This is a genomic window from Nocardioides sp. HB32, from assembly GCF_054058995.1.
Window position 1 is genome coordinate 1341621 of the sequence record NZ_JBSSBS010000001.1, and the last position, 23473, is coordinate 1365093.

Here is a 23473-nt window from a genome sequence, read left to right on the forward strand (position 1 = left end):
CGCTCGCGACCCGGCCGTGGTCACGCGTCGATCACGACGGCCAGGACGACTCGATGTTGTCGAGGGCGTCCTTGGTGCTCTCGCCGGTGATCCAGTTCGTCATCTCCTTCCAGAAGGAGCCCGCGCCCACCTCGGCCGGCATCTGGTCGGAGCCGTCGAAGCGGAAGACCGCGTTCGGGTCCTGCAGGATCTCGCCGGACAGCTGGTCGATCGGGCTGGCCAGGTTGTTGATGTCGAGACCCTTGTTGGCGCTGACCCAGCCGCCGTTCGGGGAGGCCTTGGCCTTCTCGTTCGCCCACACGTCGGTCGAGAGGTAGGTCTGGAAGGCCTGCACCTCGGGACGGTCGGAGAACGCGGTGACGAACTCGCCACCGCCGAGGACCGGGTTGCCGAACTCCTCGCTCATGGTCGGGAGGTAGAACGCGAAGACGTCGCCGTTCTCCGACACGTCGGTGCCCTCCGGCCAGTTGGCCGCGTAGAACGACGCCTGGCGGTGCATCGCGCACTTGCCGTCGAGGATCGGCAGGCCGCCGTCCTGGAACGCCGTCGTGGCGATCGACGAGACGTCACCGATGCCGCCGTTGACGTACTTGTCGTTCTTCAGGATGCCGCCCACCTCGTCGAGCGCGTCGGCGACCTTCGGGTCGTTGAACGGGATGTCGTGGCTGACCCACTGGTCGTAGACGTCCGGGCCGGCGGAGCGCAGCAGCACGTCCTCGAGCCAGTCGGTGGCCGGCCAGCCCGTCGCCTCGCCGGACTCGATGCCGGCGCACCACGGCTTGATGCCGGTGGCCGCGATCTTGTCCGACAGCGCGAGCATGTCGTCCCACGTCTTGGGGACGTCCCAGCCGTTGTCGGAGAACATCTTGGGGGAGTACCAGACGAACGACTTGACGTTGGCGCCCAGCGGGGCGGCGTAGAACTTGCCGTCCACGCTGCCGTACGCCTTCCAGTCCTCGCCGAACCACTTGTCGGTGTTGTCCGAGACCTGCGAGGGCGCCTCGACGACCTTGCCGGTGCCGACCAGGGTCTGCAGCAGGCCCGGCTGCGGGACGTACGCGATGTCCGGCGGGTTGCCGGCCTGGACGCGCACCTTCAGCTGCGTCTCGAACTCCTTGGAGCCCTCGTACTTCGGCGTGGCGCCGGTGCACGTCGTGAAGAGCTTCCACGAGTCGATGTGGGGCTTGTCCTCGGGAGCGACGATCGAGGTGTAGACCGAGATCTCCTTGCCCGAGAGGTCCCCGAAGTCGGCGAGCTGCTCGAGGCCCTTGCACTCGGCCTTGCCGTCACCCGGCCAGGTGCCGCTGACGGCGTCGCCGCCGCCGCTGTCGCTACTGGCGCAGCCGGCGAGAACCAGTCCCGTCGCGAGAGCGGCAGCGACTGCCAACCCCCGGCGCGTGTTGCGTGATCGCATGCGTGCATTCCCTTCTGCGTTTCTCAGCAGGTCCGTCGTTGGGTCCGCGTTGTGCCCGGAACCCGCTCTCCGTCGGAGACGATGCAAACGTTTACGTCCGGGCCCGTCAAGGACGGGCCGTAACGTTTACGTAACGCACGTCACATTTCAGTGGGAACGCTCCCACGACGGGAAGGACGCTGTCCAGCCCGGGCACGTCACAAGATGGTCTCGCTCAGCCGTCTGGACCGGTGGGCGCAGGTGCGCGAGTACGTGCCCGAACGCCCTCGTCGTCCCCTCCGTCATCGACGCGTGGTGAGCCGTCGGCGCAGGTCCGCCTCGCGTGCGAGCCGGGCGGTGTCCCGCTCCCGGCGGGCGGCGATCACCGCGGCGAGGAACACGTCGGCCGGGGTCCCGGGAGGCGGTGGCGGTGCGACGTGCTCGGCGACCGCCTCGGCGAGCCGGCCACCGATCGCGGCCCGCGAGGCCGGGTCGATCGTGGGCAGCCGCCCGAGGAACTGGCGCACGGCGAGCGCGAGCCCGGTGGGCAGCGCGGCGAGGTCCGCGGAACGCGCCCACGACGCCAGCTGGGGCGGCATCGCGGCGGGCGGGACGAGGCGCAGCCGGACCCGCTCGCGGACGACGTACGTGCCGGCCGCGTAGTCGCCGAGGCGCTTGCCGCGCGGGCTGAGCAGTGCGGAGAAGAACGCCGGGCTCCCGAAGAACACGTAGATCTCGACGACACCGACCAGGGCGCGGACGAACGCGTGGTGGAAGGAGATCGGGCCGGCGTCGTCGCGGACCGCGCGCAGTCCGAAGGCCATCTTGCCCAGCGACTTGCCGCGGGTCAGGGTCTCCAGCGCGGTCGGGAAGACCAGGAAGGAGACGATCACCGCCGCCAGCGACGCGACCTCGACCAGGGCGTCGTCGGTGTGGATCGCCGCGATCGCCAGGCCGACGACCAGCGCGACCAGCAGCGTGAACGTGACGACGACGTCGATCAGGCCCGATCCGATCCGCGAGCCCAGACTGGCCGGGGGCAGGTCGAGCGCGACCGCCTCGCCCGTGACCAGGTCGTCGGTCGTGAGGGTCGCGAACTCGTGGGCCGCCACGCGGTCAGTCTAGGAGTGCGGCGCCTGCCTCTCGGGGGTGCGTGCGGCCTAGGCTCCCCGCATGGACCTGGACGCGTACGTCGCCGCGCACTCGTCCGAGTGGCACCGCCTCGAGGAGCTGACCGGGCGGCGCCGGCTGTCCGGTGCCGAGGCCGACGAGCTGGTCGAGCGGTACCAGCAGGTCGCGACCCATCTCTCCGTGGTCCGCACCTCCGCGCCGGACCCCTCGCTGGTCGCGCACCTGTCCTCGCTGCTCTCCCGGGCGCGCAACCGGGCCGCGGGCTCGCGCGCCAGCACCTGGGCCGGCGTACGCACGTTCTTCGCGGAGCGGTTCCCCGCCGCTCTCTACCGGCTCCGGTGGTGGTGGCTGGGCACGATCGCCGGCAGCGTCGCCGTGACCGCGGTGATGATGCTCTGGCTGCTGCACCACCCGAACGTCGAGCAGAGCCTGCTGTCGCCGGACGAGGTCGACCAGCTTGTCTCGCACGACTTCGAGGACTACTACAGCGAGTACGCCGCCAGTCACTTCGCGGCGCAGGTCTGGGTCAACAACGCGTGGGTCACCGCGCTCTGCCTGGCGCTGGGGGTGCTCGGGCTGCCGGTGGTCTACCTGCTCTTCAACAACATCGCGAACCTCGCGATCATCGGCTCGATCATGATCCGGCACGGCCATGCGGGTCACTTCTGGGGACTGATCCTCCCGCACGGCATCCTCGAGCTGACGGCCGTCTTCGTGGCCGGTGGTGTCGGTCTCCGGCTCTTCTGGTCGTGGGTCGAGCCCGGTGGGCTGACCCGCACCCAGTCCCTGGCGCGTGAGGGCCGGACGGCCGGCACCGTCGCCCTGGGGCTGGTCGCGGTGCTGTTCGTCAGCGGCTGCATCGAGGCGTTCGTGACCCCGTCGGGACTGCCCACCTGGGCCCGAATCGGCATCGGGGTCCTCGCCGAGTGCGTCTTCCTTGCGTACGTCTTCGTGCTCGGCCGCCAGGCCTTCCACCGCGGCCAGACCGGCGACCTCGACGGGACGCTGTTGGAGGACCGGGTGGCGACCCAGGTCTAGAGCAGGCCCCGCGCCTTCAAGGCGAGGTAGTGGTCGGCGAGCGCCGGCGGCAGTCGCTCGGCGTCGGCGTCGATCACGTCGACGCCGAGGGCGCGCAGCAGGTCGGCCGTCCAGCGCCGCCGGCCGATCGCCTGCTCGGCCGCGGCGGCGTCGTACACCTCGTCGAGCGACGCGTGTCCCGCGGCGAGCTCCTCGAGCGCGGGGTCGCGCACCGAGGCGAGCACTACCCGGTGATGACGGGTCAGCGCGGGCAGCACCGGCAGCAGGCCCTCCTCGACGGCGGCGGGCTCCAGCGGCGTGAGGAGCACGACGAGCGCGCGTTGGCGGCCGAGCCCGGTGACCGCGCCGGCGAGCTGGCCCCAGGCGGCCTCGGCGATCTCCGGCTCGAGGTCGGCCATCGCCTCCTGGAGGTTCGCGGCGACGTCGCGCGCGCCGGCCGAGCGCAGCAGGCTGCGCACCCGGCGGTCGCCGGCCACGAAGTCGATCCGGTCACCGGCGCGGGCGGCCAGAGCGGCGAGCAGCAGCGCGGCGTCCATCGCGGAGTCGAGCCGGGGCACGTCGCCGACCCGGCCCGCCGACGTACGCGACGTGTCGAGCACCAGCACGACCCGCCGGTCGCGCTCCGGCTGCCACGTGCGCACGACCACGTTGCGGTTCCGCGCGCTGGCCCGCCAGTCGATCGAGCGGACGTCGTCGCCGCGGACGTACTCGCGCAACGAGTCGAACTCGGTGCCCTGCCCCCGCACGCGGACGGCGGCGCGCCCGTCCAGGTCGCGGAGCCGGGCCAGCCGGCTAGGCAGGTGCTTGCGCGACTCGAACGGCGGCAGCGAGCGCACCGCGCCCTCGACCACCCGGGTGCGCTGCCGGTACGCCAGGCCGAGCGGGCCGCGCAGCCGCACCGTCACCCCGACCGCGCGCAGGTCACCGCGCCGGCGGGGCAGCAGCGGAGTCCGCAGCACCGCGCGGTCGCCGGCGTCGAGGGCCAGGCGGTGCCGGTTGCCCGACGCTCCTGCGGTCGGCTGCCACGCGTCGCGCAGGCGCCCGCGGACCCGGCGCCCGGACTCGTTCACCACCAGCAACCGCGTCTCGGCCGGGTGGCCGAGCCGGACCGTCCCGACCGGCGGCCGGACCATCGACAGGGCGGACGTCGACGGCGCGAGCAGCAGGTCCGCGCCCACCAGCAGCGCCACGGCGAGCACCCAGAGCCACACGGTGCCCTGCGAAGGGCGCAGCGCGACCGCCACCACTCCGAGGAGCAGCAGCAGCGGGACCCGGCCGGTGATCGCCACTAGCCCGCCATCACCGCGGCACCGGCACCGAGCCGAGGGCGGACGCGAGGACCTGGGCGACGTCGACGCCCTCGAGCTCGGCCTCGGGCCGCAGGCCGAGCCGGTGCACCAGCGTCGCGTGGGCGAGCGCCTTGACGTCGTCTGGCGTCACGAAGTCGCGACCCGTCAGCCAGGCCCAGGCCCGCGCCGAGCGCAGCAGCGCGGTGGCACCGCGCGGGCTCACGCCCAGGCTCAGCGACGGCGACTCCCGGGTCGCCCGGGCGATGTCGACGATGTAGCCGGTCACCTCGGGGGAGACCTGCACCGCAGCGACCGCCCGGCGTCCGGCGTCGATGTCGTCGGCCCCGGCGACGGCTGTCACACCGGCGCCCGCGACGTCGCGCGGGTCGAACCCGGACGCGTGCCGGTGCAGGATCTCCAGCTCGGCCTCGCGGTCGGGGATCGGCAGCACCACCTTGAGCAGGAACCTGTCCAGCTGGGCCTCGGGCAGCGGGTAGGTGCCCTCGTACTCGACCGGATTCTGGGTCGCCGCCACCAGGAAGGGCCGGGGCAGCTGCCGGGAGACGCCGTCGACCGACACCTGGCCCTCCTCCATCGCCTCCAGGAGGGCGGACTGCGTCTTGGGCGGCGTCCGGTTGATCTCGTCGGCGAGCAGCAGGTTCGTGAAGATCGGGCCCTCGCGGAAGCTCAGCTCGCCGCGGTTGCTGTCGATCACCATCGAGCCGGTGATGTCGCCCGGCATCAGGTCCGGGGTGAACTGCACCCGACGGGTGTCCACCGAGAGCGCCGCGGCGAGCGTGCGCACGAGCAGCGTCTTCGCGACGCCCGGCACGCCCTCCATGAGCACGTGCCCGCCGCACAGCAGGGCGACGAGGAGCCCGGACACCGCGGCGTCCTGGCCGACGACGGCCTTGGCGACCTCGGCGCGTACGGCGGCCAGCCGCTCACGGGCGTCACCGGAGGAGATCTCGGTCATGGTCGGCGTACCTCTCTGTCGAGCTCGGCCAGGCTGCTGGCCAGGGTGATCAGGTCGTGGTCGGTGGTGGGTGCCGGCGCGGTCGGTCCGAGCAGTCGCTCGATGTCCTCGGCCGGACGGCCGGTCTGGCGGGCGAGCTCGCGCACCAGCACCGCCGGGTCGGGGTGGGCGCCGAGGCGCAGCCGGGTCGCGGCGCGTTCGCGGGCGGCGGCACGCAGGGCGGCGGCCGCGTGCCCGCGGTCGCCGGCCTTCCGGTACAGCCGGCCGCGGCTCCGGGTCGTCTCGATCGCCTTGACGACCACCGGCAGCGGCTCCGTGGCGAGGGCGCCGAACCGGCGGCCCCGCCACAGCATCAGGGCGATCACGGTCAGCAGCCCCAGCCACAGCGCCGGACGGAGCCAGTCGGGCAGCAGCGTCGCGAGGCTGACCCCGTCATCGGCCACCAGGTCGTCGAGGCTCGGCACGTACCACACCAGGCGCGGGTGCTCGCCGAGCAGGCGCAGGGCGACCGCGGCGTTCCCGGCGCGCAGCACCTGGTCGTTGGAGAGGGCGTCACCTGCGCCGAGGAGCACGGTCCCCGCGGCGGGCTCGGCCAGGAGGCCGCCGAAGCAGCTGCCGTCGACCGGGTACTCCACGCCGCGGTCGACCACGACGTCCAGGCCGTCGTAGCGCGGCTCGTCGCAGTCCGCGGGCCGCGCCTCGCTCATCGTGACCGCGGACGGCGGCGCCTTCACCCCGAGGGCACGTGTGGTGCCGGGGCCGGGCTCGACCAGCACCAGCGTCGCGTCCGCGGTGTGGGTCCGCAGCCGCCGGATCGTGCTGCGCCCGAGCTGGTCGGTCGAGGTGACCACCACGGTCGTGTCCGCGTCGACCGCCGTCCGGTCGAGTGCGTCCGCGTCGCGCACGACGGTCACGTCGACCCCCTGGTCCGCGAGCACCCGGACGACCGCCTGGGCGCCGGCCGGGTCGGGGTTGTCCGGGTCGAGCCGGCCACCGCTGGTGGTGCGGGCGTCGGTGACGGCCACGATCGCCACCGCCACGACGAGGCCGGTCAGGACGAGGAGCAGCGCGCGGTGCCGGCGCACCCAGCTCACGAGCGGCCCGCCAGTGCGTCGTCGAGGGCGAGCACGTCGGCCGCCTGGTCGCGGGAGGCGGGGCGGTCGCCGTACCGGACCTCGTCGAAGAGCGCCGCGGTCCGGTCGACCCGGCCGCGTGCCTCCGGGTGCGCGGTGCCCACCGCAGCTGCGACCTCGTGCGCGGTGGCGCCGGGCAGGTCGTCGAGCCACCCGCGCTCGACCTGGCGCACGGCGAGCGCCCGGAACCCCTCGACCACCGCCTCCGCGTTCCGGCCCGCCGCCAGCGCCAGCTCGGCGCGGCGGCGCAGCTCGGCAGCGGTCAGGACCTCGTCGGGCGCGACGACCGCGCCGGTCCGCTCGGCGCGCGCGGTTCGCCGGGCCCGCGAGAGCAGCCACCCGAGCGCGAGCGCGAGGAGCAGGAAGGCCACCATCGCCAGGAACGTCGACAGCGGGGGTGCGGCCGAGGCCGCGTCGACGGTGCCGGTGACGAACCGTTCGAGCCAGTCCAGGAGCTGTCCGAGCACGTCGTGCCGGTGGTACTCCGGGTGCACGAGCTCGCGCTCGAGCAGGTGGCGGGCCTCGTCGGCGGAGGGATCGAGGGGCGGCTCGATGGTCACGTGATGCCGGCCCGGGCGATCAGCTCGACGTCGTACGCCTCCTTGCGCATCCGCTGGTCCAGGTACTGCAGCGAGGTGACCGCGGCGCTGAACGGCGTCACGAACGCCGCCTGCACGACGGTGCCGAGCGCGGTGAGCACCACGGTCACGATCGCGAAGTACTGGCTGCCGGACATCGCCAGGGGCACGATCTGGGCGGCGATCGTGAACGGCAGGGCCAGCAGGCTGCCGGCGATCCCGGCGACGACCAGCGTCAGGAGGCCGATCCCGAGCGTCCGCCAGAACTGCCTGCGGGTCAGCCGGAACGCCCGGCCGATCGCGGCGGTGATCCCGATCCGCTCGATCATCAGCGGCGGGACGGGCAGGTAGTACACGCGCACCCACCACCACACGAGGAAGGCGAGGAACGCCGGCGCGGTGACGACGCCGAAGACGACGAGGAACCAGGTGGGGGCGACCAGGGCGAGCACCACCCAGACCGCGCCGTACGCGGCCAGCAGGCCGAGCACCATCAGGCCCAGCAGCAGGGTCAGGCCGACCAGTCGCCATCGCGAGCCGTGCGTCGCGGCCCAGGCCTCACCCAGGGTCAGCCGGCGACCGATCGCAGCCGCCGACACCACGTGGGCGACCATCCCGGTGACCAGCAGCAGGCCGATCGACTGGAGCACGCTGCCGAGCAGCAACGAGCCGGTGGTGCCCGCGATCGCGATCGCCTCACCGGTCGAGAGGTCGCCCGAGCCGTCGGAGGTGAGGTCCACGGCGAACGTCAGGATCGCGGTCAGCAGCACCGGCAGCGCCATGGAGACCGCCGCGACCAGCACGCTCGAGCCGACGGTGGCCCGGGGGTTGAACCGGATGATGCGGAAGGCCGCGTCGTACATGTCCCCGAGGTTCAGCGGTCGCAACGGGATCGCGCCGGGCTTGTGCGCGGCGCCGAGCATCCCGCGAGGAACGCCGGGTGACCCGCTCGGCGGGGACGGCGCCCAGACCTGGCGCGGCGGCGCGGGCGGTGGCATCCATCCGGGCGGGGGCGGCCCGCCGGGCGGCGGACTGCCCGGCGGTGGGTAGGACCGATCCCCCGACACGGGATCAACCTAGTGGTCGGGGCCGGCCTAGCGGTGGGCGAAGCCGCTCGGCAGCACGCACTCGGCGTCGAGCCCGAGGACGCGGTTGAGCCGCCCGAAGGCCAGCCAGGACCCCAGGCACATCGAGAGCTCGACGATCTCCCGGTCGCTGTAGTGGGCCTTCATCCGGGTCCAGAACGCGTCATCGAGCCCGTGGTGGTCCAGCGCGTACCGCTCGGCGTACTCGGCCGCGAGCCGGGCCCGGTCGTCGAGGTCCCGGCTGGTCCGCCAGCCCTCGACGGCCGCGGGGAAGGTGTCCTCGACCGTCACGCCGTCGCGCTCGGTGCGCCAGTCCTGGCAGAACAGGCACCCGTTGACCTGGGCGATCCGCAGCCGCGCCGCCTCGAACTCGCGGAGACCGAGCGTGGTGTGCTCGTAGACGCTCATCGAGAACCGCGAGGCGGCGACGCCGATGTGCGGGACCATGTCGCCCCAGACGTGCATGATGGGGTCCACGCCCTCCGGCAGGTCGATGATCATGCGGCACGATAGCCCGGTTTCTGGAACGCGTTCTAGCCTCCGTCCGAGTCTTCGTCGCCGGATTTGGCCTGCTGCGCGATCTCTGTCAAGATGGTCCGGTTGCTTCGGCGGGTTGCCGGGGTACGGCACACAGCTTGACTACTGAATCGCGTCTCCCGATGGTTCTGCCATCACAGGCACAGTGGTCTGGCGTGCGCCGCACCGAACCTGGAGACCCGATTCGTCCGGCTTGGCCGGGCACCACCACCCACCAACTCGAGATCCCGGTCTCGTGTCGCGCTCCACGAGGACGACACGCCCGACCGCGGGGGTCGGAGGGGGAGCGGTGGGAGAAGAAGGAACGGGGACCGACTCAAGCCGGAGGACGTCCCGGACACAACGCACGCGGTACTGAACGAGTGAGGACGAGAGAGACCTATGGCGGGACAGAAGATCCGCATCAGGCTCAAGGCCTATGACCACGAGGTGATCGACACCTCGGCGCGCAAGATCGTGGACACCGTCACCCGCACGGGTGCCAAGGTCGCCGGCCCGGTGCCGCTGCCGACCGAGAAGAACGTGTACTGCGTCATCCGCTCGCCGCACAAGTACAAGGACTCCCGCGAGCACTTCGAGATGCGCACCCACAAGCGCCTCATCGACATCATCGACCCCACGCCGAAGACCGTCGACTCGCTGATGCGCCTCGACCTGCCTGCCGGCGTCGACATCGAGATCAAGCTCTGAGGTTCGACGACATGACTTTCGAACGCAACGTGAAGGGCCTGCTGGGCGAGAAGCTCGGCATGACCCAGGTCTGGGACGAGAACAACCGCGTCGTCCCCGTGACCGTCATCTCCGCCAGCACGAACGTGGTCACCCAGGTTCGTACGCCCGAGACCGACGGCTACAACGCCGTCCAGGTCGGGTACGGCGAGATCGACGGCCGCAAGGTGACCAAGCCCAAGGCGGGCCACTTCGGCAAGGCCGGGGTCACCCCGCGCCGCCACGTGGTGGAGATCCGCACCGCCCTCGCCACGGAGTACACCGTCGGCCAGGAGCTGGCCGTCGACACCTTCGCCGCCGGCGAGGAGATCGACGTGACCGGCACCAGCAAGGGCAAGGGCTTCGCCGGCGTCATGAAGCGGCACGGCTTCCACGGCGTGTCCGCCTCGCACGGTGCCCACCGCAACCACCGCAAGCCGGGCTCGATCGGCGCCTGCGCCACCCCGGGTCGTGTGTTCAAGGGCGTCCGCATGGCCGGCCGGATGGGTAGCGACACCGTCACCACCCAGAACGTCACCGTGCACGCCGTCGACACCGAGAGGGGCCTGATCCTCCTCAAGGGCGCGGTCCCCGGCCCCAAGGGTGGACTCGTGGTCCTCCGCTCGGCCGCCAAGAACTCCGTCACTTCTGGCAAGGAGGCCTGAGCATGCCGAACTCTGACAACACGGCCACCGAGAAGCCGGCAGCGAAGAAGACCGCCGCCAAGAAGACCGCCGCCCCGAAGAAGGCCAAGGTCGACCTGCCTGCGGAGATCTTCGACGTCGAGCTGAACGTCCCCCTGATCCACCAGGTCGTCGTGGCCCAGCAGGCCGCTGCGCGCCAGGGCACGCACGCCACCAAGACCCGCGGCGAGGTCCGCGGCGGTGGCCGCAAGCCCTACAAGCAGAAGGGCACCGGCCGCGCCCGCCAGGGCTCGACCCGCGCCCCGCAGTTCGCCGGCGGTGGCACCGTCCACGGACCGCAGCCGCGCAAGTACGACCAGCGCACCCCCAAGAAGATGAAGGCCGCCGCCCTGCGCGGCGCCCTGTCCGACCGGGCGCGCAACGACCGCATCCACGTCGTGGACTCGCTGATCAGCGCCGACGCCCCGTCGACCAAGGCGGCGCTCAAGGCGCTGGCGTCGGTCTCGGAGCGCGGCAACTTCCTCGTGGTGCTGGACCGCGCCGACACCGTCACCTGGCTGTCGCTGCGCAACGCGCCCGAGGTGCACATCGTCGCGGTCGACCAGCTGAACACCTACGACGTGCTGGCCTCCGACGACGTCGTCTTCACGAAGGCCGCGTTCGACGCCTTCGTGGGCGGCGCGACCAAGGCCACTGAGGAGGCTGCCAAGTGAGCACCCTGCACAAGGACCACCGCGACATCCTGCTCGCGCCGGTCGTGTCCGAGAAGAGCTACGGCCTCCTCGACGCGAACAAGTACACCTTCCTGGTGCACCCGGACGCGAACAAGACCGAGATCAAGATCGCGGTCGAGAAGGTGTTCAACGTCAAGGTGACGTCGGTCAACACGATCAACCGCGCCGGCAAGACGCGCCGTACCCGCAACGGCCTCGGCAAGCGCAAGGACACCAAGCGCGCGATCGTCAGCCTCGCCGAGGGCGACCGCATCGACATCTTCGGAGGTCCGGTCTCCTGACCGGGCGCTGGAACGAGGACTGAAGACACATGGCTATCCGCAAGTACAAGCCGACTACCCCGGGCCGTCGCGGCTCGTCGGTCGCCGACTTCGTCGAGATCACCCGGACCACTCCGGAGAAGTCGCTGACGCGTCCGCTGCCCAAGAAGGGCGGCCGCAACAACCAGGGCCGGATCACCACCCGGCACCAGGGCGGCGGTCACAAGCGCGCGTACCGCATCATCGACTTCCGTCGCTACGACAAGGACGGTGTCCCGGCGAAGGTCGCGCACATCGAGTACGACCCGAACCGCACCGCGCGCATCGCGCTGCTGCACTACGCCGACGGCGAGAAGCGCTACATCATCGCGCCGAAGGACCTGACGCAGGGCACCCGGATCGAGTCGGGCACGAACGCCGACATCAAGCCCGGCAACAACCTGCCGCTGCGCAACATCCCGGTCGGCACCACGATCCACTGCGTGGAGCTGCGGCCCGGTGGCGGTGCGAAGATCGCCCGCTCCGCCGGCAACAGCGCCCAGCTGGTCGCCCGTGAGGGCAGCCGCGCGACGCTGCGCATGCCTTCGGGCGAGATGCGCTTCGTCGACGTCCGCTGCCGCGCCACGGTCGGCGAGGTCGGCAACGCCGAGCAGTCGAACATCAACTGGGGCAAGGCCGGCCGCATGCGGTGGAAGGGCAAGCGCCCGACCGTCCGTGGTGTGGTCATGAACCCGGTCGACCACCCGCACGGTGGTGGTGAGGGCAAGACCTCCGGTGGCCGCCACCCGGTCTCGCCCTGGGGCAAGCCCGAGGGCCGTACGCGCAAGCGCAAGGCCTCCGACTCCCAGATCATCCGCCGTCGCAAGTCCGGCAAGGGTAGGAAGTAACTGAGATGCCTCGCAGCCTGAAGAAGGGCCCCTTCGTCGACGACCACCTGCAGAAGAAGGTGGACGCCGAGAACGAGAAGGGCTCGCACAACGTCATCAAGACCTGGTCGCGCCGGTCGATGATCGTGCCGGACATGATCGGTCACACGATCGCCGTGCACGACGGTCGCAAGCACGTCCCGGTGTTCGTGACCGACGCGATGGTCGGCCACAAGCTCGGGGAGTTCGCTCCCACCCGCACCTACCGCGGGCACGTCAAGGAAGACCGGAAGGGGCGCCGTCGATGAGCACCACCGACCGCCAGCGCGTCAGCTCGCGCCGCGAGTCGCTGCTCGGCGACCAGCCGGGCGCGTTCGCCAGCGCGCGTTACACGCGGATCACCCCGATGAAGGCCCGCCGTGTCGTCGACATGGTCCGCGGCCTGCCCGTCGACGATGCCCTGTCGCTGCTGCAGTTCGCGCCGCAGGCCGCCTCCGAGACCGTCTACAAGGTCCTCGAGAGCGCGATCGCCAACGCCGAGACCACCGAGGGTCTCGACCGCGGTGACCTGATCGTCTCCGTCGCCCAGGTGGACGAGGGCCCGACGATGAAGCGCTGGCGGCCGCGCGCCCAGGGCCGTGCGACGCGCATCAACAAGCGCACCAGCCACATCACGCTGGCCGTCCAGCCGGCGGCGGTCGTGGCAGAGAAGAAGGGACGGAAGGCCTGATGGGCCAGAAGATCAACCCGAACGGCTTCCGCCTCGGCATCTCGACCGACCACAAGAGCCGTTGGTACGCCGACAAGCTCTACAAGTCGTACGTCGGCGAGGACGTCGCCATCCGCAAGCTGCTCTCCAAGGGCATGGAGCGGGCCGGCATCGCCAAGGTGGAGATCGAGCGCACCCGGGACCGGGTGCGGGTGGACATCCACACCGCTCGTCCGGGCATCGTGATCGGACGCCGCGGCGCCGAGGCCGACCGCATCCGCGGCGAGCTCGAGAAGCTCACCGGCAAGCAGGTCCAGCTCAACATCCTCGAGGTCAAGAACCCCGAGATCGATGCGCAGCTGGTCGCCCAGGGTGTGGCCGAGCAGCTCAGCGGCCGCGTGCAGTTCCGCCGCGCGATGCGCAAGGCCATGCAGACCTCGATGCGCTCGGGTGCCAAGGGCATCCGGATCCAGTGCTCCGGCCGCCTCAACGGCGCCGAGATGTCGCGCACCGAGTTCTACCGCGAGGGCCGCGTCCCGCTGCACACGCTGCGCGCCGACATCGACTACGGCTTCTACGAGGCCCGCACGACCTTCGGCCGGATCGGCGTGAAGGTCTGGATCTACAAGGGCGAGGTCGCCGGCACCCGTGCCGAGCGCCAGGCCCAGGCTGCCGCCCGCGCCGGTGTTCCCGGCCGCGGTGGCCGTCCCCAGCGCGGTGGCGAGCGTGGCGGCGACCGTCCGAGCCGTGGCTCGCGCGGCGACCGTCCGACGCGTGCGGACCGCGGCGGCGACGCTCCTGCCGTGACCGAGGCGCCGGCCGGTGGCGACACCGCGCAGGCCACCACCCCGGCCGAGACCCAGGAGGGCTGACGACATGCTGATGCCCCGTCGTGTGAAGCACCGCAAGCAGCACCACCCCAAGCGGACCGGTGCGGCCAAGGGCGGCACCCGCCTCGCGTTCGGCGACTTCGGGATCCAGGCGGTCGAGGGTCACTACGTGACCAACCGCCAGATCGAGTCGGCCCGTATCGCGATGACCCGTCACATCAAGCGCGGCGGCAAGGTGTGGATCAACATCTACCCGGACCGCCCGCTGACCAAGAAGCCTGCCGAGACCCGGATGGGTTCCGGCAAGGGTTCCCCGGAATGGTGGATCGCCAACGTGAAGCCCGGCCGTGTCATGTTCGAACTCTCCGGTGTGGATGAGGGAACTGCCCGCGAGGCGATGCGCCGCGCGATGCACAAGCTCCCGATGAAGTGCCGCTTCGTCTCCCGTGAGGCAGGTGAATTCTGATGGCGACCAAGTCGCACGAGCTCGACGAGCTGAACGCCGTCGACCTGGAGGCCAAGCTGCGCGAGGCCAAGGAGGAGCTCTTCAACCTCCGCTTCCAGGCGGCCACCGGCCAGCTGGAGAGCCATGGCCGGCTCCGCACGGTCAAGAAGGACATCGCCCGGATCTACACCGTGGTGCGTGAGCGCGAGCTCGGCATCCGGACCGCTCCGGGTCAGGACAGCAACGAGGATGGTGCCGCATGAGCGAGCAGGCTCAGGCAACTGACCGCCACGCCCGCAAGGTCCGCGAGGGCCTGGTCGTCAGCGACAAGATGGACAAGACCGTCGTCGTGTCCGTCGAGGACCGCGTCAAGCACGCCATGTACGGCAAGGTCCTTCGCCGGACCAGCAAGTACAAGGCGCACGACGAGAACAACGAGTGCGGCATCGGCGACCGCGTGCTCCTCATGGAGACCCGCCCGCTGTCCGCCACCAAGCGCTGGCGCGTCGTCGAGATCCTCGAGAAGGCCAAGTAATCCCCCCGGGCGCAGCCCGGAATTCAACCCAGGGTTCGGCCAGGCTCACTGCCGTTGAGGCACTGAGAACCGGCACGACATAGGAGAAGAAATGATTCAGCAGGAGTCGCGACTCAAGGTCGCCGACAACACCGGTGCGAAGGAGATCCTCTGCATCCGTGTTCTCGGTGGCTCGGGTCGCCGCTACGCCGGTATCGGTGACGTCATCGTCGCCACCGTCAAGGACGCGATCCCCGGTGGCAACGTGAAGAAGGGTGACGTCGTCAAGGCGGTCGTCGTGCGCACCGTCAAGGAGCGTCGTCGTCCGGACGGTTCGTACATCCGCTTCGACGAGAACGCCGCCGTCATCCTCAAGAGCGACGGCGAGCCGCGCGGCACCCGCATCTTCGGCCCGGTGGGTCGCGAGCTGCGCGAGAAGAAGTTCATGAAGATCATCTCGCTCGCGCCGGAGGTGCTCTGAGCCATGGCCAAGAAGACCGTGAACATCAAGAAGGGCGACACCGTCAAGGTGATCGCCGGCAAGGACAAGGGCGCCGAGGGCAAGGTCATCCAGGTGCTCCGTGAGGAGCAGCGGGTGATCGTCGAGGGTGTCAACCGCATCAAGCGGCACACCAAGGTCGTCAACCAGGGCGGCCGCGCCGGCACCACCGGCGGCATCATCACCGCCGAGGCCCCGATCCACGTGTCCAACGTGATGCTCGTCGACGGCGACGGCGTGACCCGCATCGGCTTCCGCCGCGACAAGGTCACCAAGCGTCGTCCCGACGGCTCGACGTACGAGGCGGAGCGCTCCGTGCGCATCTCCCGCAAGACCGGCAAGGAAATCTGATGACCGAGACCCAGACCACCGCTTCTGCCGCGGTCACGCCGCGTCTCAAGACGCGGTACCGCGAGGAGATCCTGCCCGCGCTGCGCTCGGAGTTCGACATCGCGAACGTCATGCAGGTGCCCGGGCTGACCAAGATCGTGGTCAACATGGGCGTCGGCGAGGCGGCTCGTGACTCGAAGCTGATCGAGGGTGCGGTCAAGGACCTCACCGCGATCACCGGCCAGAAGCCGCTCGTGACCAAGGCCCGCAAGTCCATCGCGCAGTTCAAGCTGCGCGAGGGCATGCCGATCGGTGCGCACACCACGCTGCGCGGCGACCGGATGTGGGAGTTCCTGGACCGGCTGCTCTCGCTCGCGCTCCCGCGCATCCGCGACTTCCGCGGCCTGAACCCGAACCAGTTCGACGGCCGGGGCAACTACACGTTCGGTCTCACCGAGCAGGTCATGTTCCACGAGATCGACCAGGACCGGATCGACCGCTCGCGGGGCATGGACATCACGATCGTCACGACCGCCACCAACGACGAGCAGGGTCGCGCGCTGCTGAAGCAGCTCGGCTTCCCGTTCAAGGAGGCCTGAGGCGATGACGATGTCGAGCTTTCAGGCTGGATTGAACTTCCAGCAGAGCAAGGAGAACTGACATGGCGAAGACCGCTCTCAGGGTCAAGGCCGCTCGCAAGCCGAAGTTCGCGGTGCGCGGCTACACCCGCTGCCAGCGCTGCGGCCGGCCCAAGGCCGTCTACCGCAAGTTCGGCCTGTGCCGCATCTGCCTCCGGGAGATGGCACACCGTGGCGAGCTTCCCGGCGTCACCAAGTCCTCCTGGTAATCACCTCACACACGTTGAAGGTCGCCCGGACAGCCCAGGAGATGGGCTCGGTGGGCGAAACCACGACGAGAAAGAAACTCCATCATGACGATGACTGACCCGATCGCAGACATGCTGACCCGTCTGCGCAACGCCAACCAGGCGTACCACGACGCGGTGACCATGCCGTACAGCAAGCTGAAGCAGGGCGTCGCGGAGATCCTCCAGCAGGAGGGCTACATCACCTCGTTCGAGGTGAAGGACCCGGCCGAGGGCCAGGTGGGCAAGACGCTCACCATCACCCTCAAGTACGGCCGCAACCGCGAGCGCTCCATTGCGGGCGTCCGCCGGATCAGCAAGCCCGGTCTCCGGGTCTACGCCAAGCACACGGGTCTCCCGAAGGTGCTCGGCGGCCTGGGCGTCGCGATCATCTCGACGAGCCAGGGCCTGCTGACCGACCGCCAGGCCAACCAGAAGGGCGTGGGTGGGGAAGTCCTCGCCTACGTCTGGTGACGACGAGAACTGCGAAGGAGTAGAAGAGCATGTCGCGCATTGGCAAGCTTCCGATCGCGGTCCCGTCTGGCGTGGACGTCGCGATCGATGGCCCGCAGGTGACGGTCAAGGGCCCCAAGGGCACCCTGTCCCACACCGTGGCGGCACCGATCATCGTCGAGCAGGGTGAGGGCGTCCTCGACGTCAAGCGCCCCGACGACGAGCGGGAGAGCAAGGCCCTCCACGGCCTGACCCGCACCCTGGTCAACAACATGGTCGTCGGTGTCACCGAGGGCTACGAGAAGAAGCTCGAGATCGTGGGCGTGGGCTACCGCGTCCTGTCGAAGGGCCCCACCCAGCTGGAGTTCCAGCTCGGGTACTCCCACTCGATCACCTTCAACGCCCCGGACGGCATCACCTTCACGGTGGACGGCCCGACCCGGCTCGGCGTCCAGGGGATCGACAAGCAGCTCGTCGGCGAGGTTGCCGCGAACATCCGCAAGCTGCGCAAGCCCGAGCCGTACAAGGGCAAGGGCGTTCGGTACGCCGGCGAGCACATCCGCCGCAAGGTCGGAAAGGCTGGTAAGTGACCATGGCGATCTCGCTTTCGAACAACAAGCACACCGCGTCGCGCGTCAGGTCGCGCCTGCGTCGTCAGGTCCGTGGTCGCAAGAAGATCGCGGGTACGGCGGAGCGTCCGCGCCTCGTCGTGACGCGCTCGTCGAAGCACATCACCGTCCAGGTCGTCGACGACCTGGTGGGCAAGACCATCGCGTCGGCGTCCACCATGGAGTCGGACCTGCGCGGCTTCGACGGCGACAAGACCGCCAAGGCCAAGAAGGTCGGCGAGCTGGTGGCCGAGCGGGCCAAGTCGGCCGGGATCGACGGCGTGGTCTTCGACCGGGCCGGCAACAAGTACCACGGTCGCATCGCGGCCCTGGCGGACGGCGCCCGTGAGGGCGGCCTGAGCTTCTGATCGCACACGCACGGGGACACCCCGTGTACCCCGTACTTCAAGCTTGGAAGAGAAGAGGAACAGTCTCATGAGCGGAGCCCAGCGCGGACAGCGCGGTGGCGAGCGCCGTGGCGGACGCGACGATCGTCGTGGCCAGGGCGCGGAGAAGACCGCCTACATCGAGCGCGTCGTTGCGATCAACCGTGTCGCCAAGGTCGTGAAGGGTGGTCGTCGCTTCAGCTTCACCGCCCTCGTGATCGTGGGCGACGGCGACGGTCTCGTCGGCGTCGGCTACGGCAAGGCGAAGGAAGTCCCGGCGGCGATCGCCAAGGGTGTCGAGGAGGCCAAGAAGCACTTCTTCAAGGTCCCGCGCATCCAGGGCACCATCCCGCACCCGGTCCAGGGCGAGAAGGCGGCGGGCGTGGTCCTGCTCCGTCCGGCCGCTCCCGGTACCGGTGTGATCGCGGGTGGCCCGGTGCGTGCGGTGCTCGAGTGCGCCGGCATCCACGACGTCCTGAGCAAGTCGCTCGGTTCGTCCAACCAGATCAACATCGTCCACGCGACGGTCGAGGCCCTGAAGATGCTCGAGCAGCCCGAGGCCGTCGCGGCCCGCCGTGGCCTCACGGTCGAGCAGGTCACCCCCGCCGCGCTGCTGAAGGCGCGCGCCGAGGTGCCCGCGGGCGTCTCCGAGGAGGTGTCCTCCTGATGGCTCAGCTCAAGGTCCGCCAGGACCGGGGCCTCGTGGGCCTCAAGAAGAACCAGCGCGAGACGCTGCGCACGCTCGGTCTCAAGCGGATCGGCGACGTGGTCGTCAAGGAGGACCGCCCGGAGATCCGCGGCATGGTCCAGACCGTCCGTCACCTGGTGACGGTCGAGGAGGTCGACTGACATGACGCTCAAGCTCCATCACCTGCGTCCGGCCCCCGGAGCCAAGACCGCCAAGACCCGCGTGGGTCGCGGTGAGGGCTCGAAGGGCAAGACCGCGGGCCGCGGTACCAAGGGCACCAAGGCCCGCTACCAGGTCCCGTCCGCCTTCGAGGGCGGCCAGATGCCCATCCACATGCGGCTGCCGAAGCTCAAGGGCTTCAAGAACCCGTTCAAGGTCGAGTTCCAGGTCGTGAACCTGGACCGCCTGGGCGAGCTCTTCCCCGAGGGCGGCACCGTCACGGTCGACGACCTCGTGGCCAAGGGTGCCGTCCGCGACGGCCACCCGGTCAAGGTCCTGGGTCAGGGCGACCTGTCCGTGGCCGTCCAGGTGAGCGCCCAGGCGTTCTCCGGCTCCGCCAAGGAGAAGATCGAAGCCGCCGGCGGCACCGTCACCACGGTGTGAGCCGCGGGTGACCCGTTCCAACGTTGAGGGCGCGACGGTCCTGTGCAAGCACAGGAGCGTCGCGCCCGACGCGCATTCGGGGGACGCCCAGCGTCCTGTTAGGCTTCCCCGGGTCCTCGTGAGTGAGTCGCGGGGGCCGCTTCACGCTTGGAGAAAGAGGAACTCGTGCTGAGCGCGTTCGCGAACGCTTTCCGGACCCCGGACCTGCGGCGGAAGCTGCTGTTCGTCCTGCTGATCATCACGATCTTCCGGCTCGGATCCCAGATCCCGACCCCTGGCGTCGACGTCGCCAACGTCAAGTCCTGCATCGACCTCGCGAACAGTGGCTCCAACGCCAGCCTGTACAGCCTGGTCAACCTGTTCTCCGGCGGCGCGCTGCTCAAGCTGACGATCTTCGCGCTCGGCATCATGCCGTACATCACCGCGAGCATCATCCTGCAGCTCCTGGTCGTGGTGATCCCGCGCCTCGAGGCCCTCAAGAAGGAGGGCCAGTCCGGCCAGACGAAGATCACCCAGTACACCCGCTACCTGACGCTGGGCCTCGCGGTCCTCCAGGCGACGGGCATCGTGGCCCTCGCGCGCTCCGGCGCCCTGCTCCAGGGCTGCAACGAGAACCTCCTCCACGACGACAGCACCGCGACGTTCCTCGTCATGGTCGTCACGATGACCGCCGGCACCGCCGTGATCATGTGGCTCGGCGAGCTGATCACCGAGCGCGGCATCGGCAACGGCATGTCGCTGCTGATCTTCACCCAGGTCGTCTCCGGCTTCCCCGCCTCCCTGTGGGCCGTGCAGAAGTCGAAGGGCTACTGGACCCTCGGCATCGTGCTGGTCATCGGACTGGTGATCATCGCCGCCGTCATCTTCGTGGAACAGGCCCAGCGCCGGATCCCGGTGCAGTACGCCCGCCGGATGGTGGGCCGCAAGATGTTCGGCGGCTCCTCGACCTACATCCCGCTGAAGGTGAACCAGGCCGGCGTCATCCCGGTCATCTTCGCCTCGTCGCTGCTGTACCTGCCGGCGATGCTCGCGTCGTTCAACAACGACCCCAACAACAAGTGGGCGACCTGGATCAACGACTACCTCGTGCGCGGCGACCACCCGCTGTACATGCTGACCTTCTTCGCCCTGATCGTCTTCTTCACCTACTTCTACGTCTCGATCACCTTCAACCCGCAGGAAGTCGCGGACAACATGAAGAAGTACGGCGGCTTCATCCCCGGGATCCGGGCGGGCAAGCCGACCGAGGACTACCTGTCCTACGTCCTGTCCCGCATCACGCTGCCGGGTGCGCTGTACCTCGGTCTCATCGCCCTGATCCCGCTCATCGCCTTCGCCGTGATCGGCGCCAACCAGAACTTCCCGTTCGGTGGCACCAGCATCCTGATCATGGTCGGCGTCGCCCTCGACACGGTGAAGCAGATCGAGAGCCAGCTCCAGCAGCGCAACTACGAAGGATTCCTGCGCTGACATGCGACTGATCATCATGGGCCCCCCGGGTGCGGGGAAGGGAACGCAGGCCAAGTTCATCGCCGATCACTTCAAGATCCCGGCGATCTCGACCGGCGACATCTTCCGCGCCAACGTCTCGGAGGGCACCGAGCTCGGGATCCAGGCCAAGCGGTACATGGACGCCGGCGAGTACGTCCCCGACGAGGTCACCAACCTGATGGTCCGCAACCGCATCGACGACCCGGACGCCGTCAACGGGTTCCTGCTCGACGGCTACCCGCGCACCCTCGCCCAGGTCGAGGAGCTCGACGGGATGATCCGCTTCACCGGGCACCAGCTCGACGCGGTCGTCTGCCTGACCGTCGACCAGGACGAGATCGTCAGCCGGCTGCTCCAGCGGGCGCAGGTCGAGGGTCGCGCGGACGACACCGAGGACGTCATCCGTCGCCGCCAGGAGGTCTACCTCGAGCAGACCGAGCCGCTGATCGAGGTCTACAAGAAGCGCGGCATCGTCGTCGAGATCGACGGCATGGGTGAGGTCGACGAGGTCACCGCCCGAGTCTTCGACGCCCTCGACGTCGTCCCGGAGTCCTGAGCCGGGACGCGGGGGCGGACCCGCCGATGGTGGTCGAGCGAGCCGCGGCGGGCGTGCCCAGACCCAGGGGGGAGGTGAGGCAGCGATGACCCTCTTCGACCGTGGTGTCGAGATCAAGACGCCGGAGCAGATCGACGCGATGCGACGGGCCGGTCTCGTGGTCGGCCGGACGCTCGAGCTGCTGCGCGGCCAGGTCCGCGCCGGTGTCACGACCGCCGAGCTGGACGCCCTCGCGGAGGACAACATCCGCTCGTCCGGAGCGGTCCCGTCCTTCCAGGGCTACCACGGCTTCCCCGCCTCCATCTGCGCGTCGGTCAACGACGAGGTCGTGCACGGCATCCCGGGCGGCCGGGTGCTGGCCGACGGCGACGTGATCTCGATCGACTGCGGTGCGATCGTCGCCGACGACGCCGGCCAGGGCTGGCACGGCGACGCGGCGATCACCGTCGCGATCGGAGCGGTGCCCGCCGAGGTGACCGAGCTGATGCGGGTCACCGAGGAGGCCATGTGGCGCGGCATCGCGGCCGCGCACCTCGGCGGCCGGGTCACCGACATCTCCCACGCCGTCGAGCGCCACGTCCGCGGCCAGGGCCGCTACGGCATCCTCGAGGACTACACGGGCCACGGCATCGGCACGGCCATGCACCAGCCGCCGAACGTGCCCAACTACGGCCGGCCCGGCAGGGGACCGAAGCTGGTCGAGGGCCTGGCGCTCGCCGTGGAGCCGATGGTCACCCTCGGCACCAAGGAGACCACGCTCCTCGAGGACGACTGGACCGTGGTCACCGACGACGGCAGCTGGGCCGCCCACTTCGAGCACACCTTCACGCTGACCAGCACCGGCACCTGGGTGCTGACGGCCCTCGACGGGGGCGAGGCGGCGCTGTCCGCGCTGGGCGTCGAGTACGGCGGCCGCGGTTAGCTGTGTCAGGATGGGTACCGCAGGGGGGAGTATTCCTTCGCTGCGGACTCGTCAACACGAGCATGCTCCGGGTCCGTGGGTCGTCGGCTGACGGCGGAAGAGACTCCTGACGTTCACTCGTCCCCTGCCTCAGGAGCACAACCGTGGAGATCTCCACCATCGAATGGGCCGTCACGATCGGCGTCACCTGCGCGGTGCTGCTGTTCGACGTCGTCGTCATCGCCCGCGATCCGCACGAGCCGTCGTTCCGCGAGTGCATCGTCGCGCTCAGCGTCTACATCGGCGCCGCCGTCGTGTTCGGCGCCTGGATCTGGATCTCCCACGGCCACGACCTCGGGGTGCAGTTCTACGCCGGCTGGCTGACCGAGTACTCGCTGTCCATCGACAACCTGTTCGTGTTCATCGTGCTGATGGCCGCGCTGCGGGTGCCCCGCGAGTACCAGCAGGAGGCCCTGATGGTGGGCATCATCCTGGCGCTGGTCTTCCGCGGCATCTTCATCGCGCTCGGCTACCAGCTGATCGAGAACTTCGCGTGGGTGTTCTACGTGTTCGGCGCGTTCCTGGTCTACACGGCTGTCACCCTGGTGCGGAGCTACCGCAGCCACGAGGACGAGCACCCGGAGAACAACCGGGTGGTGAGGTTCGCCCAGCGCCACCTCAACGTCGGCGAGGAGTACCGCGGGCTCAAGCTGTTCTACCGGGTCGACGGCGCCCGCTTCGTGTCGCCGATGCTGATCGTGATCATCGCGCTGGGCACCACCGACCTGCTGTTCGCGCTCGACTCGATCCCGGCGATCTTCGGCATCACCCAGGAGCCCTACCTGGTGTTCACCGCGAACGTCTTCGCGCTGATGGGCCTGCGCCAGCTCTACTTCCTCCTCGGCGGACTGCTGAAGCGGCTCATCTACCTGTCGCTGGGGCTCGCGTTCGTGCTCGCGTTCATCGGGGTGAAGCTGGTCCTGCACGCGCTGCACACCAACGAGCTGCCGTTCATCAACGGGGGCGAGCCCCTCGACGTGCCCGAGATCTCCGCGCTGGCCAGCCTCGGCGTGATCGTGGTGACCCTGGCCGTCACGGCGATCGCCAGCCTGGCCCGGTCGCGGAACATGTCGGCCGACGAGATCGCCGAGCGCACCAGCTCGCTGCGGTCGCCGGACGAGGCCGGGCCGGAATAGCAGGCCCTCCCGCCGCGGTTGCCCAGG

General features: G+C 69.9%; 33 protein-coding genes and 1 pseudogene. 26 read left to right on the forward strand and 8 right to left on the reverse strand.

Translation table 11 applies throughout. The features are described from left to right. Positions 1-31: 31 nt before the first annotated feature. Together ACVW2K_RS06780 and ACVW2K_RS06785 are read right to left on the reverse strand one after the other, a co-directional pair. On the reverse strand, positions 32-1414 hold the full coding sequence (locus ACVW2K_RS06780; protein ID WP_028636418.1) for an ABC transporter substrate-binding protein: 1383 nt from the start codon (positions 1412-1414) through the stop codon (positions 32-34). Positions 1415-1695: 281 nt separating this feature from the next. Next, positions 1696-2505 carry an RDD family protein gene (locus ACVW2K_RS06785; RefSeq protein ID WP_028636417.1) on the reverse strand — a complete coding sequence of 270 codons (810 nt, stop codon included), beginning with the start codon at positions 2503-2505 and terminating at the stop codon, positions 1696-1698. 61 nt (positions 2506-2566) lie between these two features. Here ACVW2K_RS06785 and ACVW2K_RS06790 point away from each other — a divergent pair, with 61 nt between their 5' ends. Further along, entirely contained in the window at positions 2567-3562 is a 996-nt protein-coding gene (locus tag ACVW2K_RS06790) for a stage II sporulation protein M (protein WP_457202003.1), read from the forward strand. Here the strand turns inward: ACVW2K_RS06790 and ACVW2K_RS06795 are convergent. The 6 genes from ACVW2K_RS06795 to ACVW2K_RS06820 form a co-directional block, all read right to left on the reverse strand. Beyond that, positions 3559-4851 carry a DUF58 domain-containing protein gene (locus ACVW2K_RS06795; protein WP_457202004.1) on the reverse strand — a complete coding sequence of 431 codons (1293 nt, stop codon included), beginning with the start codon at positions 4849-4851 and terminating at the stop codon, positions 3559-3561. The two genes, ACVW2K_RS06790 and ACVW2K_RS06795, sit on opposite strands and share 4 nt — an antisense overlap. A 10-nt stretch (positions 4852-4861) precedes the next feature. Beyond that, positions 4862-5827 carry an AAA family ATPase gene (locus ACVW2K_RS06800; protein ID WP_457202005.1) on the reverse strand — a complete coding sequence of 322 codons (966 nt, stop codon included), beginning with the start codon at positions 5825-5827 and terminating at the stop codon, positions 4862-4864. Beyond that, entirely contained in the window at positions 5824-6921 is a 1098-nt protein-coding gene (locus ACVW2K_RS06805; RefSeq protein WP_457202006.1) for a DUF4350 domain-containing protein, read from the reverse strand. The genes ACVW2K_RS06800 and ACVW2K_RS06805 overlap by 4 nt, the downstream gene beginning before the upstream one ends. Continuing rightward, positions 6918-7520: a DUF4129 domain-containing protein gene (locus tag ACVW2K_RS06810; protein ID WP_457202007.1), complete on the reverse strand. Its 603-nt coding sequence runs from the start codon at positions 7518-7520 to the stop codon at positions 6918-6920. Before ACVW2K_RS06810 ends, ACVW2K_RS06805 begins: the two co-directional genes overlap by 4 nt. Further along, entirely contained in the window at positions 7517-8461 is a 945-nt protein-coding gene (locus ACVW2K_RS06815) for a hypothetical protein (RefSeq protein ID WP_028636413.1), read from the reverse strand. Before ACVW2K_RS06815 ends, ACVW2K_RS06810 begins: the two co-directional genes overlap by 4 nt. 171 nt (positions 8462-8632) lie before the next feature. Continuing rightward, a complete protein-coding gene (locus ACVW2K_RS06820; RefSeq protein ID WP_457202008.1) occupies positions 8633-9124 on the reverse strand; it encodes a carboxymuconolactone decarboxylase family protein in 492 nt (163 codons plus the stop codon). A 417-nt stretch (positions 9125-9541) separates the two neighbouring features. On the opposite strand from ACVW2K_RS06820, the gene rpsJ reads away from it, so the two are divergent. From rpsJ to ACVW2K_RS06945, 25 genes and pseudogenes are all read left to right on the forward strand, one after another. Beyond that, positions 9542-9850: a 30S ribosomal protein S10 gene (rpsJ, locus tag ACVW2K_RS06825; RefSeq protein ID WP_008360994.1), complete on the forward strand. Its 309-nt coding sequence runs from the start codon at positions 9542-9544 to the stop codon at positions 9848-9850. A gap of 11 nt (positions 9851-9861) precedes the next feature. Beyond that, a complete protein-coding gene (rplC, locus tag ACVW2K_RS06830) occupies positions 9862-10533 on the forward strand; it encodes a 50S ribosomal protein L3 (RefSeq protein ID WP_457202009.1) in 672 nt (223 codons plus the stop codon). A 2-nt stretch (positions 10534-10535) separates the two neighbouring features. Beyond that, positions 10536-11219 (forward strand): annotated as a pseudogene (gene rplD, locus ACVW2K_RS06835) (50S ribosomal protein L4); the annotation flags it as partial. 2 nt (positions 11220-11221) lie between these two features. Further along, positions 11222-11527 (forward strand): 50S ribosomal protein L23, encoded by a 306-nt coding sequence (gene rplW / locus ACVW2K_RS06840; protein WP_028636410.1) that lies wholly within the window; start codon positions 11222-11224, stop codon positions 11525-11527. Between the two features lie 29 nt (positions 11528-11556). Continuing rightward, the gene (gene rplB, locus ACVW2K_RS06845; RefSeq protein ID WP_457202010.1) at positions 11557-12393 is read left to right on the forward strand and encodes a 50S ribosomal protein L2; all 837 of its coding nucleotides are present in this window, start codon (positions 11557-11559) and stop codon (positions 12391-12393) included. 5 nt (positions 12394-12398) lie between these two features. Continuing rightward, positions 12399-12680 (forward strand): 30S ribosomal protein S19, encoded by a 282-nt coding sequence (gene rpsS, locus ACVW2K_RS06850; protein WP_028636408.1) that lies wholly within the window; start codon positions 12399-12401, stop codon positions 12678-12680. Beyond that, positions 12677-13102 (forward strand): 50S ribosomal protein L22, encoded by a 426-nt coding sequence (rplV, locus tag ACVW2K_RS06855; protein ID WP_081790296.1) that lies wholly within the window; start codon positions 12677-12679, stop codon positions 13100-13102. The genes rpsS and rplV overlap by 4 nt, the downstream gene beginning before the upstream one ends. After that, positions 13102-13953: a 30S ribosomal protein S3 gene (rpsC, locus tag ACVW2K_RS06860; RefSeq protein ID WP_028636406.1), complete on the forward strand. Its 852-nt coding sequence runs from the start codon at positions 13102-13104 to the stop codon at positions 13951-13953. The genes rplV and rpsC overlap by 1 nt, the downstream gene beginning before the upstream one ends. Before the next feature lie 4 nt (positions 13954-13957). Further along, on the forward strand, positions 13958-14377 hold the full coding sequence (rplP, locus tag ACVW2K_RS06865) for a 50S ribosomal protein L16 (RefSeq protein ID WP_028636405.1): 420 nt from the start codon (positions 13958-13960) through the stop codon (positions 14375-14377). Next, positions 14377-14619: a 50S ribosomal protein L29 gene (gene rpmC, locus ACVW2K_RS06870; protein ID WP_036569531.1), complete on the forward strand. Its 243-nt coding sequence runs from the start codon at positions 14377-14379 to the stop codon at positions 14617-14619. Before rplP ends, rpmC begins: the two co-directional genes overlap by 1 nt. Continuing rightward, positions 14616-14891 carry a 30S ribosomal protein S17 gene (rpsQ, locus tag ACVW2K_RS06875; RefSeq protein WP_028636403.1) on the forward strand — a complete coding sequence of 92 codons (276 nt, stop codon included), beginning with the start codon at positions 14616-14618 and terminating at the stop codon, positions 14889-14891. The genes rpmC and rpsQ overlap by 4 nt, the downstream gene beginning before the upstream one ends. Before the next feature lie 91 nt (positions 14892-14982). After that, a complete protein-coding gene (gene rplN, locus ACVW2K_RS06880; protein WP_028636402.1) occupies positions 14983-15351 on the forward strand; it encodes a 50S ribosomal protein L14 in 369 nt (122 codons plus the stop codon). A gap of 3 nt (positions 15352-15354) precedes the next feature. Beyond that, positions 15355-15720: a 50S ribosomal protein L24 gene (gene rplX / locus ACVW2K_RS06885; protein WP_028636401.1), complete on the forward strand. Its 366-nt coding sequence runs from the start codon at positions 15355-15357 to the stop codon at positions 15718-15720. Then, entirely contained in the window at positions 15720-16298 is a 579-nt protein-coding gene (gene rplE / locus ACVW2K_RS06890) for a 50S ribosomal protein L5 (protein ID WP_028636400.1), read from the forward strand. Before rplX ends, rplE begins: the two co-directional genes overlap by 1 nt. Before the next feature lie 62 nt (positions 16299-16360). Further along, complete coding sequence (locus tag ACVW2K_RS06895) at positions 16361-16546, forward strand: type Z 30S ribosomal protein S14 (protein ID WP_028636399.1); 186 nt, start codon at positions 16361-16363, stop codon at positions 16544-16546. Positions 16547-16630: 84 nt separating this feature from the next. Then, a complete protein-coding gene (gene rpsH, locus ACVW2K_RS06900; RefSeq protein ID WP_028636398.1) occupies positions 16631-17038 on the forward strand; it encodes a 30S ribosomal protein S8 in 408 nt (135 codons plus the stop codon). Positions 17039-17067: 29 nt separating this feature from the next. Further along, the gene (gene rplF / locus ACVW2K_RS06905) at positions 17068-17607 is read left to right on the forward strand and encodes a 50S ribosomal protein L6 (RefSeq protein WP_028636397.1); all 540 of its coding nucleotides are present in this window, start codon (positions 17068-17070) and stop codon (positions 17605-17607) included. Between the two features lie 2 nt (positions 17608-17609). Then, positions 17610-17993 carry a 50S ribosomal protein L18 gene (gene rplR / locus ACVW2K_RS06910; RefSeq protein ID WP_028636396.1) on the forward strand — a complete coding sequence of 128 codons (384 nt, stop codon included), beginning with the start codon at positions 17610-17612 and terminating at the stop codon, positions 17991-17993. Between the two features lie 67 nt (positions 17994-18060). Continuing rightward, positions 18061-18678, forward strand: coding sequence for a 30S ribosomal protein S5 (gene rpsE / locus ACVW2K_RS06915; RefSeq protein ID WP_028636395.1), 618 nt, complete (start codon positions 18061-18063; stop codon positions 18676-18678). After that, positions 18678-18860: a 50S ribosomal protein L30 gene (gene rpmD, locus ACVW2K_RS06920; RefSeq protein ID WP_028636394.1), complete on the forward strand. Its 183-nt coding sequence runs from the start codon at positions 18678-18680 to the stop codon at positions 18858-18860. Before rpsE ends, rpmD begins: the two co-directional genes overlap by 1 nt. 1 nt (position 18861) lies before the next feature. Continuing rightward, positions 18862-19302, forward strand: coding sequence for a 50S ribosomal protein L15 (gene rplO / locus ACVW2K_RS06925; RefSeq protein ID WP_028636393.1), 441 nt, complete (start codon positions 18862-18864; stop codon positions 19300-19302). 165 nt (positions 19303-19467) lie between these two features. Then, positions 19468-20772 (forward strand): preprotein translocase subunit SecY, encoded by a 1305-nt coding sequence (secY, locus tag ACVW2K_RS06930; RefSeq protein WP_028636392.1) that lies wholly within the window; start codon positions 19468-19470, stop codon positions 20770-20772. Between the two features lies 1 nt (position 20773). Beyond that, a complete protein-coding gene (locus tag ACVW2K_RS06935) occupies positions 20774-21349 on the forward strand; it encodes an adenylate kinase (protein ID WP_028636391.1) in 576 nt (191 codons plus the stop codon). An 85-nt stretch (positions 21350-21434) separates the two neighbouring features. Beyond that, positions 21435-22271: a type I methionyl aminopeptidase gene (gene map, locus ACVW2K_RS06940; RefSeq protein WP_028636390.1), complete on the forward strand. Its 837-nt coding sequence runs from the start codon at positions 21435-21437 to the stop codon at positions 22269-22271. Positions 22272-22414: 143 nt separating this feature from the next. After that, positions 22415-23446: a TerC family protein gene (locus tag ACVW2K_RS06945; protein ID WP_051548799.1), complete on the forward strand. Its 1032-nt coding sequence runs from the start codon at positions 22415-22417 to the stop codon at positions 23444-23446. Positions 23447-23473 lie beyond the last annotated feature (27 nt).